Consider the following 10,731-nt stretch of genomic DNA (forward strand, 5'->3'; position numbering starts at 1 on the left):
GCGCAGGGGCGCCGCGTGACATCGCGGCGCCCTTCGTGTATCGGAACTCGCATCGCGCCGGTGTTTTTGGGCGCGGCGCCTGCGCGAGGGCGGCCACCCCAGGCGCTTCACACGCACAATGACGAGGATCAGATGACGGCGAAGCCCCTCTACCGACGTGTCTTGCTGAAAGCGTCGGGCGAAGCGTTGATGGGGGAGCAGCATTTCGGCATCGATGTCTCGGTCGTTGACCGCATCGCGGCCGACATTGCCGAGGCCCGCGCGATGGGCATCGAGGTCGGCGTCGTCATCGGCGGCGGCAACATTTTCCGAGGCGTGGCGGTTGCGTCCAAGGGCGGCGACCGCGTCACCGGCGATCACATGGGCATGCTTGCCACCGTCATCAACTCGCTGGCGCTGCGCACCTCGCTGAACAAGATCGGCGTCGATGCCGTAGTGCTGTCGGCGATCGCCATGCCGGAGCTTTGCGAGAGCTTCTCCCAGCGCCAGGCCACCGCCTACATGAACCAGGGCAAGGTGGTCATCTTCGCCGGCGGTACCGGCAATCCGTTCTTCACCACCGATTCGGCAGCAGCGCTCCGCGCCGCCGAGATTGGCGCCGATGCGCTGTTCAAGGGCACCCAGGTCGACGGCGTCTATTCCGCCGATCCCAAGAAAGACCCGAACGCGACCCGCTTCGAACGCATAAGCCATGCGGAAGTGATCAAACGCGGGCTTTCGATCATGGATACGGCAGCGATTGCACTTGCGCGCGAAAACAACATTCCGATAATCGTCTATTCGATCCACGAAAAGGGTGGTTTTGGCGAGATTCTGAGGGGCGGCGGCCGGTGTACGGTCGTTGCGGACGATTGATCCGGAGCCGATGCCGATCCGGAAGCCCGCTATGAAGCGGCAGGCGGTATCGGAACAAGGCTCGAGCACGGGGCTGTTGCCCTGAAACAGTGAACCCGGCAAACGGGTCGAGGAGACAATGATGAGTGGTGAGTTCGACGACCTCAAGCGGCGCATGGACGGGGCGATCGCCGCGTTCCGGCATGACCTGGCTTCGCTACGCACCGGCCGCGCGTCCAGCAACCTGCTCGACGCAATTCAGGTCCAGGCCTACGGCACGACGATGCCGATCAACCAGGTGGCGAACGTGTCCGTGCCGGAGCCGCGCATGCTTTCGGTGTCGGTCTGGGACAAGGCGATGGTCGGCGCCGTCGACCGCGCCATCCGCGAATCCAACCTCGGCTTCAACCCCATCGTCGACGGCACCAATCTGAGGATCCCGCTGCCCGAACTCAACGAGCAGCGCCGCAAGGAACTGGTCAAGATCTCGCACGGCTATGCCGAGAACGCCCGCGTCGCTGTCCGCCATGTCCGGCGCGACGGCATGGATTTCCTCAAGAAGGCCGAAAAGGACGGCCTCATCGGCGAGGACGATCACCGCAAGCGTTCGGATCAGGTGCAGAAACTGACCGACGAGATGATCAGCACCATCGACCATCTGCTTTCCGATAAGGAAGCTGAAATCATGCAGGTTTAGGGTTCGGCTCTCCACCGGCCCGAAAGCGAGACCATGGCAACGCCCGCGCATGTCGCGATCATCATGGATGGAAACGGACGCTGGGCCAAGGCGCGCGGCATGCCGCGGCTTGCCGGCCATCGCGCGGGCGTCGAGGCCTTGCGCAAGACAGTGCGCGCCGCGCCCGACCTCGGCGTCTCGTTCCTGACAGTATACGCCTTCTCGTCGGAAAACTGGTCGCGGCCGAAATCCGAGGTCAGCGACCTGATGGGCCTGTTGAAACTGTTTATCCGTCGCGACCTTGCCGAACTGCATCAGAACGGCGTGCGAGTGCGAATCGTCGGCGACAGGGCGGGGCTGCAGCCCGATATCAGGGGCCTGCTGCAGGAAGCCGAATCGCTCACCGCCGGCAACAAGGCGCTGACGCTGGTCATTGCCTTCAACTATGGCGGGCGCGACGAGATCGTGCGCGCGGCGCGCAAGCTTGCCGCGGCTGCCGGGCGCGGCGAAATCACCGCCGAGGCTATCACGGCGGAGGCCTTTGCCGGCGCGCTCGACACCGATGGCATTCCCGACCCGGAGCTGGTCATCCGCACCAGCGGCGAGCTGAGGTTGTCGAATTTCCTTCTCTGGCAGGCGGCCTACAGCGAGCTTGTGTTCCTGCCTTGCTACTGGCCCGATTTCAGCCGGGAACACCTGGCCGACGCGCTGCGCGACTTCGCAAGCCGCGAGCGCCGTTTCGGCGGGCTTGCCGCCCAAGACGTCGCTTCGTGAGCGACGGCCAGATGAGCAATCTCCAGCTGCGTGTGATTTCGGCGCTCGTACTGGCCGCCGTCACCCTCGGACTCACCTGGCTCGGCGGCATGCCGTTCCGCTTGCTCTGCAGCTTCATTGCCTGCACCATCTTCTACGAATGGTCGCGCATGTCGCGCCCGACAACCGGCGGCGCCCTGGGCTTTCTGCCGGAAGCGCTGCTGCTGGCTTTCGTCGGCACCTTGATTGCCGGCGTGCCGGCGTCCTGGCTGCTGATCCTCGTCACGGTCATGGTTGCCGTCACGGCCGCCGGCGCTCGAATGCCCGGGACGGCGCAATGGGATGCCCCGGGCCTGGCCTATGCGTCGCTCTCGGGCCTGTCGCTGGCGCTGCTGCGCAACGGCGATCGTTCGGGCCTGATTGCCATCCTGTTCCTGTTCGCCGTGGTCTGGGCAACCGATATAGCGGCCTATTTCGTCGGCCGCGCCGTTGGCGGCCCGAAGCTGGCGCCGTCGATCTCGCCCGGCAAGACGCAGAGCGGGGCGTTGGGCGGCGCCGTCGGCGGCGTCGTGGCCGGTGTGCTTTTGGCCTCGGCGACCGGAGTCGGCAATCTCGGAACACTCGGCCTCGTGGCACTCGCCCTGTCGGTGGTGGCGCAGGCAGGTGACCTTTTCGAATCCTGGGTCAAGCGCCGCCACGGCCAGAAGGACTCCGGCAACCTGATCCCCGGCCATGGCGGCGTCATGGACCGGGTGGACGGGCTTGTCGCGGCGGCTCTGGCCCTGTACGTCATCGGCTGGATCTCGGCGGGCGCCGATCATCCGGCGCAGGGGCTGTTTCCGATTTGAACCGCATGCCGCAGGGCGAAGAACAGGCAGCGCCACGGATTCGCCCGGATTGATGTCACAGTCGCGGCACGGCCTGCGTCGCGCACGGTTTTGAGGACACGACTTGAACGAGATTCTTCACGCGTTGTTCAGCACGGAAGGCTTCGTCCTCGGCACGCTGGTGCCGTTCCTGTTCGTGCTGACCGTGGTGGTCTTCGTGCACGAAATGGGCCACTACCTCATCGGCCGCTTGTGCGGCATCGGCGTCAAGGCCTTTTCGATCGGCTTCGGCCCCGAGCTCATCGGCTTCAACGACAGCCACGGCACACGCTGGAAGCTCTGCGCCATACCGCTTGGCGGCTATGTCAAATTCGTCGGCGACATGAATGCCACGTCGAGCCAGCCGAGCGCCGAGGACCTGGAGGCGCTGAGTGATTCGGAGCGCGAGGTCGCGTTCCATACCCAGCCGATCTGGAAACGCGCCGCGACAGTGGTGGCCGGGCCGCTGTTCAATTTCCTGCTGACCATAGTCGTCTTTGCCGTGCTGTTTTCCGTCTATGGCCGCCCGGTGCTGGACCCAATGGTGGCCCAGGTCACCGCTGGCAGCCCCGCCGACAAGGCAGGCATCCAGCCGGGTGACCGATTCGTCAGAGTCGACGGCAGCACGGTCGAGACCTTCGCTGACGTCCAGCGCCTCGTTCAGGGCCGCGCCGGCGATGCCATCGCCTTCACCATGCTGCGCGATGGCAAGGAGATTACGCTCACAGCGACACCTGTGCCGATGGAACAGCAGGATGCGCTGGGCAACAAGATCAAGGTGGCCGTGATCGGCGTCGTCAACAGCACCGAACTCGGCCAGGCGCGCATTGTCACCTACAATCCCGTCGGTGCCGTGGGCGCGGCCATCGAGGAGACCGGGCACGTCATTCAGCGCACAGGGCAGTTTCTGCAGCGTTTCGTTGTCGGCCGCGAGGACAAATGCCAGCTTGGGGGACCGATCAAGATCGCCAAAATGTCGGGTCAGGCGGCGAAACTCGGCTTCGAATGGCTGGTGCAGCTTGTTGCATTCCTGTCAGTCGGAATAGGAATTCTCAATCTTCTGCCGATTCCCCCCCTCGACGGCGGCCACCTCTTGTTCTACGGCGTGGAGGCCGTCATCCGTCGGCCGGTATCGGAGCGGATGATGGAAATGGCCTACCGGACCGGACTGCTTCTGGTGTTGGGCTTTATGGGCTTCGTGTTCTGGAACGATCTGTTTGGGTGCTGAAATCATGAAGAAATTTGGCTTCGGCAGCCGCAATGTTGAGACGCCGTTTACCATGCACAGGGGTAGGCGTGACGCGAAAGCCACGCACCAGGGTTAAGTAATTACAAATTAACCAGAAGCCTTGCGTGTAGGGAAAATCCGGTTAATACGGTAGGGGAAAATTACCGCACGTCCGGTTTTCTCGCCGTGGGGACTACGAGAAAAGGTACAAAAGCCCGATGAAGGCAGCATCCAAGTTTATGAGCGCCGCGTCCGCGGTGGCTTTGTCCGCCGCTCTGGTTGTGCCAGGCGCGCTCGCAGTGCAGTTTGTTGCCACATCGGTAGCCGAAGCCGCAGTCGTCTCGAGAGTGGAGGTCAGCGGCAACCAGCGCGTTGATGCCGACACCATCCGCAACTACATCACGATCAAGCCTGGCAAGGCGTTCTCCAGCTCCGATATCGATGATGCGGTCAAGGCGCTGTTCGGCACCGGCCTGTTCTCGGATGTGCAGATCAACCAGGTCGGCTCGACCCTCGTCGTCAAGGTTTCCGAATACAAGGTCGTGAATCAGGTCCTGTTCCAGGGCAACAAAAAGCTCAAGGACAACGCTCTGCAAGCCGCGGTCCAGCTCAAGCCGCGCGCGACCTTCTCGCAGCAGACGCTTGATTCCGACGTCGAGGCGGTCAAGGCCGCCTACCGGCGCATCGGTCGCGACGATGCGGCGGTGACCACGCAAATCATGGAACTCGGCGACAACCGCGTGAATGTCGTCTTCAACATCAACGAAGGTGGCCGCACCCAGATCGCCGCGATCAATTTCGTCGGCAACAGTGCCTATTCCAGCCGCCGTCTGTCCGACGTGATCAACACCAAGCGTTCGTCCTGGCTCTCCTTCGTGCTGCGCGACGACGTCTATGACGAGGACAAGCTGCGCGCCGATCAGGAGTTGCTGCGCCGCTTCTACTACAATCACGGCTATGCCGATTTCCAGGTGGTCTCGGCGGTCGGCGAGCTCGATGACACCACCAACAAATACACTGTCACCATCACCGTGCAGGAAGGCGACCGTTACACCTTCGGCGACGTCAGCGTCGAAAGCACGATTCCCGAAGTCGACTCCAAGTCGCTGGAATCCGTGATCGAGACCCATAAGGGTGACGTTTACAACGCCAAGGATGTCGAGGATTCCATCATCGCGCTGACCGAGAAGGTCGCCGGCTCCGGCTATGCCTTCGCCCAGGTGACACCACGCGGCGATCGCAACTTCGAGAACCACACCATTTCGGTGGTCTACACAATCGACCAGGGCACGAAGGCCTATATCGAGCGTATCGAAATCCGCGGCAACGACCGCACGCGCGACTATGTCATTCGCCGCGAGTTCGATGTCAGCGAAGGCGACGCCTTCAACCAGGTGCTTATCCAGCGCGCGAAGAAGCGCCTGGAAGCGCTCAATTACTTTGAGAAAGTCGACATCTCGACCGTGCCGGGTTCGCAGCCCGATCAGGTCGTGCTGGTGGTTGACGTGGTCGAGAAGTCGACCGGCGAATTCTCGATCGGCGCCGGCTATTCGACCGGTGGCGACACGCCTGGTCCGTCGGTCGAAGGCTCGATCACGGAGCGCAACTTCCTCGGTCGCGGCCAGTACATCAAGCTGGCGGCGGGCGGCGGCAAGAATTCGCGCGACTACAGCATTTCCTTCACCGAGCCTTACTTCCTCGGGCGCCGCATTGCCGCCGGCTTCGATGTCTTCCAGCAGACGCGCAATTACACGCACTACGACAGCGAGACGCTGGGCGCGACAGTGCGCTTCGGCCTGCCGATCACCGACAGCATTTCCACCCAGCTGGCGTACAACATCGCGCAGGAGAAATACAAATACGATGACTGCGACGACAACGACGATGGCACTCAGGGCGATTGTGATCTTTCACAGGCCATCAAGGACGGCATCGCTGAAAGCCCCTGGCTGAAATCCTCGGTCAGCTTGGGTCTGGTGTACAACACCATCGACGACATGAAGAACCCGCATGAGGGTATTTACATCAACGGCACGACCGAAGTTGCCGGTCTCGGCGGCGACGCCAAGTGGGTGAAGCTGACCGGGCGGGCGAGCGTCTATCAGACCTTGTCCGAGCAGCTCGATCTGGTCGGTCTTGTGTCCGCCGGCGCTGGCCACATCGCAGGGTTTGGCGATGATGGGCTGCGCATTTTCGATCAGTTCCAGAGCAACGATCGCATGATCCGTGGCGTTGAGTATGGCGGTATCGGCCCGGCGGACGTCGCTACGGGGGATCACCTGGGCGGCACGACCTACTTCAATGCGTCGGCTGAAGCACAGTTCCCGCTGCCGGTCATTCCGGAAAGCTTCGGCCTGCGCGGTGCTGTTTTCGCGGATGCCGCCACTTTGTACGGCAGCAAGGTGACCACCGTCACTCAGACCTCAACCGACATGAAGCTGCGCGCCTCGGTCGGTATCGGCTTGATGTGGGCGTCGCCGTTCGGCCCGATCCGCATCGACTACGCGGTCCCGGTCAAGAAGGAACCGACCGACGACGTGCAGGAATTCAACTTCGGCATAGCGACCCGTTTCTGATCCGCGGGTAACAATGCTTCCGGGCCGCCATGCGGTCCGGAAGAGCGTGATCCGACCTAGCTGGATATTGCTTCTGGAATGACCGATCCGGTGTTCTTCGCGCCATCACGCCGGTATACGGCCGGCGAAGTCGCGAATCTGACCGGCGCTCAGCTTGTCGATTCTGCCCAGTCGCATGTCTCCATCGAAGCCCTAGCACCTGCCAACGAGGGCGGCGAGAACGCGCTCGTCTTCGTCGACGGTAGGCGCAATTTTGCCCTCATGCCGTTGTTGAAGGCCGCGGCGGTTCTTTGCCCGGCCGAATTCGCCAGCAAGGCGCCGGCGGGCATAGCGGTGCTTACCCATCCGCGCCCGCAGCAGGCATTCGCGCTGGTCGGGCGCCTTCTGTTCCCGCAGGCGGCCACACCCGGGCCAATGACCGGCGAAACCGGAATCTCGCCGCATGCCCATGTCGACCCCTCGGCGCATGTCGAGGCCGGCGCGATCGTCGAGGCCGGCGCGGTCATCGGTCCGCGCGTTTCGGTCGGCAACGGCACCATCATCGCTCCGCATGCGGTGATCGGCCATTCCTCCCAGATCGGCCGTGACGGCTATATCGGCCCGGGTGCCAGCGTGCAGTACGCGCTGATCGGCAACCGCGTCATCATCCATGGCGGCGCCAGGATCGGCCAGGACGGCTTCGGCTTCGTGGCCGGCGCCAAGGGCCCGGAGCGCGTGCCGCAGATCGGTCGCGTCATCATCCAAGACGACGTCGAGATCGGCTCCAATTCGACCGTCGATCGCGGCGCGATGTCCGACACCATCATCGGCCAGGGCACCAAGATCGACAATCTGGTGCAGATCGCCCACAATGTTCGTATCGGTCGCAATTGCATTATAGCGGGGCTTTCGGGTATTTCCGGTTCGGTCGTCGTCGGCGATGGTGTCACCATGGGTGGCGGCGTCGGCCTAGCCGATCATTTGACCATAGGGCCTGGGGCCAAGCTTGCAGCGAGAAGCGGATTCATGAGCAACGTCCCGGCGGGCGAGATCTGGGGAGGCTATCCGGCGCAGCCGATGGCCGAGGCCATGCGTGAAATCGCCATGCTGCGCAAGCTGGCCAGGACCCGCAAACAAGGCGATGGGAATGGCTGATATGGTGGCGACGCTTGAGGCGGTCGACATAATGGGGCTTATGAAGCTCCTGCCGCACCGCTATCCGTTCCTGCTGATCGACCGCATCGTCGACATCGATGGCGACGAGTCCGCCGTCGGCATCAAGAACGTGACCATCAACGAGCCGCATTTCCAGGGCCATTTCCCGCAGCAGCCAGTGATGCCCGGCGTGCTGATCATCGAGGCCATGGCGCAGACCGCCGGCGCGATCTGCATCCGCAGCCTCAACACGGAAAAGCCATCGCTGGTCTATTTCATGACCATCGACAATGCGAAGTTTCGCAAGCCGGTCGTTCCCGGCGACCAGCTCAGGATTCACGTCAAGAAGATCAAGAAGCGCGGCAACCTGCTCAAATTCGCCTGCGAAGCGATGGTCGATGGAGCAAAAGCTGCGGAAGCCGAGGTTTCGGCTATGATGGTCACCGGCTGACGGTTCAAAATGCTCATGAAAGTCCAGACTGAAATCCACCCTTCCTCGGTCGTCGAAGAAGGGGCCCAGCTCGGCGAAGGCGTTCGCATCGGACCCTTCTGCCACGTCGGCCCCGATGCCGTCATCGGCGACCGGGTCGAGCTTGTCGGCCATGTCTCGGTGATGGGCGCGACCACCATCGGCGCCGCCACCAAGGTCTATCCGATGGCCATACTCGGCGCGCCGCCGCAGAACACCAAGCACAAGGGTGGCCGCACGACGCTGGTGATCGGCGAGAACTGCACGATCCGCGAAGGCGTGACCATGCATCTCGGCACCGATTCCAGCCGCGGCGAGACGACGGTGGGCGACAATGGCAATTTCCTCGCCTATGCCCACATTGCCCATGACTGCGTCGTCGGCAAGAACGCCACCTTCGCCAACGGCGCGACGTTGGGCGGCCACTGCGAGATCGGTGACAACGTCTATGTTGGCGGCCTCACCGCCGTTCACCAGTTCGTCCGCATCGGCAACAACGCCTTCATCGGCGGCTGCTCTGCGGTCGTCGGCGACGTCATTCCCTATGCGATCGCCGCCGGCAACCGCGCCAGCCTTCGCGGCCTCAACATCGTCGGCCTGAAGCGTTCCGGCCTGCCGCGCGCCGAGATCCACCTGTTGCGCAAGGCCTACAGGACGATCTTCGACCGCTCCCGAACCGTCGGCGAGAACATAGAGTTCGCCAAGGCGGAATTCGCTTCCTCGCCGACGGCCATGAAAATCATCGATTTCATCGCCAATCGCGGCAAGCGGCACTATGCCGTCCCGTCGCTCAAGGGTGGCGACGGCGACGATGCCGACGATGAAGGCTGAGGCTGCCGGAGCCAAGTTGGACCTCGCGCCGGGCTCAAGGGTCGGCATCATCGCCGGCGGCGGCAGCCTGCCGGTGGAAGTCGCGGCTAGCCTCGCAAGGCAGGGACATCCGCCCGTCATCATCGCGGCCGAAGGCGAGGTCGACCGCAAGCAGGACCTCGCCGGCTACGAGACAGAGCAGCTCGCGCTCGAATCGTTCGGCTCGCTGGTGCCTTTGCTCAGGCGCAAGCGAATCAGCCACCTCGTGCTGGCCGGCGAGATCAGGCGCAGGCCGAAATTGACCGCCATGCGGCCGAGCCTCGGCCTGCTGGCTGCCGTGCCTACAGTGGTGATGGGGCTGGCGCGCGGTGACGACGGCTTGCTGAGGATGCTGACGCGTTTCCTGGAAAAGCGCGGCATCAAGGTCGTTGGCGCGCATGAGATCGTGCCCGAACTGCTTGCGAGCGATGGCTCGCTGACCACGGCCAAGCCGGGCAAATCCGACTGGCGCGACATCGAGGCCGCCAGGGTCGCGGCAAAGGCGATCGGTGCTCTCGATATCGGGCAGGCCGCGGTCGCAATCGGCGGCAGGGCGATCGCGCTGGAGGGCATCGAGGGCACTAACGGGCTGCTCGAGCGGACCAGACAATTGCGCGACCATGGCAGGCTCGCCGGCAAGACGCGCGGCGTTCTGGTCAAATGCGCCAAGCCTGGTCAGGAACTGCGCGCCGATCTGCCGTCCATCGGCCCGCGGACGGTCGAGGCCGCATATGAAGCGGGACTGGCGGGGATTGCGGTTGAGGCCGGCCGCTCGCTGATCCTTGAAGCTCCCGACACCATCGCGCGCGCCAATGCGCTCGGCCTGTTCATCGTCGGCCTTCCTGTCGAGGAGCCGGCTCATGGCCAATGACAAGCCGCTGAAGATCGCCGTCGTCGCCGGCGAGGAATCGGGCGACATGCTTGGCGCCGACATCGTCGCGGCACTGAAGCGGACGACCGGCCGCGATGTTCAGCTTATCGGCATCGGCGGCCGGCATCTGCAGGCGCTCGGGCTTAAGTCCCTGTTCGACGGCGGCGAGATCGCGCTGATGGGCTTCAGCGCTATCCTGCGCGACCTGCCGCGGCTGATCAGGCGGATCGGCCAGACGGCAAGCATGATCGCCGCCGAAAAACCCGACTGCCTCATCACCATCGACAGCCCGGATTTCTCGCTGCGCGTGGCGAAGAAGGTGCGGGCCGCCAACCCGTCGATCCCGATCGTCCACTATGTCTGCCCGAGCGTCTGGGCATGGCGGCCGGGCAGGGCGGTGGCGATGAAGCCCTATGTCGATCATATCCTTTGCATCCTGCCCTTCGAGGTGAAGGCGCTCGCCCGCCTTGGCGGC

Annotated in this window: 9 protein-coding genes and 2 pseudogenes; all 11 read left to right on the plus strand. The window is 63.5% G+C overall.

The window, feature by feature from the left end; all coding sequences use genetic code 11:
* Positions 1–132 precede the first annotated feature (132 nt).
* A complete protein-coding gene (gene pyrH / locus EN745_RS20345; protein WP_126054464.1) occupies positions 133–855 on the plus strand; it encodes a UMP kinase in 723 nt (240 codons plus the stop codon).
* A 121-nt stretch (positions 856–976) separates the two neighbouring features.
* Complete coding sequence (gene frr / locus EN745_RS20350) at positions 977–1,531, plus strand: ribosome recycling factor (RefSeq protein ID WP_126054465.1); 555 nt, start codon at positions 977–979, stop codon at positions 1,529–1,531.
* Positions 1,532–1,552: 21 nt separating this feature from the next.
* Positions 1,553–2,284 (plus strand): annotated as a pseudogene (locus EN745_RS20355) (isoprenyl transferase); the annotation flags it as partial.
* Between the two features lie 11 nt (positions 2,285–2,295).
* Entirely contained in the window at positions 2,296–3,111 is an 816-nt protein-coding gene (locus EN745_RS20360) for a phosphatidate cytidylyltransferase (RefSeq protein WP_127422103.1), read from the plus strand.
* A 103-nt stretch (positions 3,112–3,214) separates the two neighbouring features.
* Entirely contained in the window at positions 3,215–4,357 is a 1,143-nt protein-coding gene (rseP, locus tag EN745_RS20365) for an RIP metalloprotease RseP (RefSeq protein ID WP_127422104.1), read from the plus strand.
* A gap of 218 nt (positions 4,358–4,575) precedes the next feature.
* The gene (gene bamA, locus EN745_RS20370; protein ID WP_127422105.1) at positions 4,576–6,933 is read left to right on the plus strand and encodes an outer membrane protein assembly factor BamA; all 2,358 of its coding nucleotides are present in this window, start codon (positions 4,576–4,578) and stop codon (positions 6,931–6,933) included.
* Positions 6,934–7,011: 78 nt separating this feature from the next.
* The gene (gene lpxD, locus EN745_RS20375) at positions 7,012–8,067 is read left to right on the plus strand and encodes a UDP-3-O-(3-hydroxymyristoyl)glucosamine N-acyltransferase (RefSeq protein WP_126054470.1); all 1,056 of its coding nucleotides are present in this window, start codon (positions 7,012–7,014) and stop codon (positions 8,065–8,067) included.
* Positions 8,060–8,518: a 3-hydroxyacyl-ACP dehydratase FabZ gene (gene fabZ, locus EN745_RS20380; protein WP_126054471.1), complete on the plus strand. Its 459-nt coding sequence runs from the start codon at positions 8,060–8,062 to the stop codon at positions 8,516–8,518. Before lpxD ends, fabZ begins: the two co-directional genes overlap by 8 nt.
* Positions 8,519–8,533: 15 nt before the next feature.
* Positions 8,534–9,367 carry an acyl-ACP--UDP-N-acetylglucosamine O-acyltransferase gene (gene lpxA / locus EN745_RS20385; protein WP_126054472.1) on the plus strand — a complete coding sequence of 278 codons (834 nt, stop codon included), beginning with the start codon at positions 8,534–8,536 and terminating at the stop codon, positions 9,365–9,367.
* Positions 9,348–10,256 carry an LpxI family protein gene (locus tag EN745_RS20390; RefSeq protein ID WP_189347942.1) on the plus strand — a complete coding sequence of 303 codons (909 nt, stop codon included), beginning with the start codon at positions 9,348–9,350 and terminating at the stop codon, positions 10,254–10,256. The genes lpxA and EN745_RS20390 overlap by 20 nt, the downstream gene beginning before the upstream one ends.
* A pseudogene (locus EN745_RS20395) lies at positions 10,246–10,731 on the plus strand (lipid-A-disaccharide synthase); the annotation flags it as partial. The gene EN745_RS20390 and the pseudogene EN745_RS20395, both read left to right, overlap by 11 nt.

The organism is Mesorhizobium sp. M4A.F.Ca.ET.022.05.2.1, from assembly GCF_003998845.1.
Classification (GTDB): domain Bacteria; phylum Pseudomonadota; class Alphaproteobacteria; order Rhizobiales; family Rhizobiaceae; genus Mesorhizobium.

What these genes read in the sequence shown, in the direction of transcription:
- pyrH (WP_126054464.1), top strand. Translation starts at nt 133, where the DNA reads ATGACGGCGAAGCCCCTCTACCGACGTGTCTTGCTGAAAGCGTCGGGC.
- frr (WP_126054465.1), top strand. Translation starts at nt 977, where the DNA reads ATGAGTGGTGAGTTCGACGACCTCAAGCGGCGCATGGACGGGGCGATC.
- EN745_RS20360 (WP_127422103.1), top strand. Translation starts at nt 2,296, where the DNA reads ATGAGCAATCTCCAGCTGCGTGTGATTTCGGCGCTCGTACTGGCCGCC.
- bamA (WP_127422105.1), top strand. Translation starts at nt 4,576, where the DNA reads ATGAAGGCAGCATCCAAGTTTATGAGCGCCGCGTCCGCGGTGGCTTTG.
- lpxD (WP_126054470.1), top strand. Translation starts at nt 7,012, where the DNA reads ATGACCGATCCGGTGTTCTTCGCGCCATCACGCCGGTATACGGCCGGC.
- fabZ (WP_126054471.1), top strand. Translation starts at nt 8,060, where the DNA reads ATGGCTGATATGGTGGCGACGCTTGAGGCGGTCGACATAATGGGGCTT.
- lpxA (WP_126054472.1), top strand. Translation starts at nt 8,534, where the DNA reads ATGAAAGTCCAGACTGAAATCCACCCTTCCTCGGTCGTCGAAGAAGGG.
- EN745_RS20390 (WP_189347942.1), top strand. Translation starts at nt 9,348, where the DNA reads ATGCCGACGATGAAGGCTGAGGCTGCCGGAGCCAAGTTGGACCTCGCG.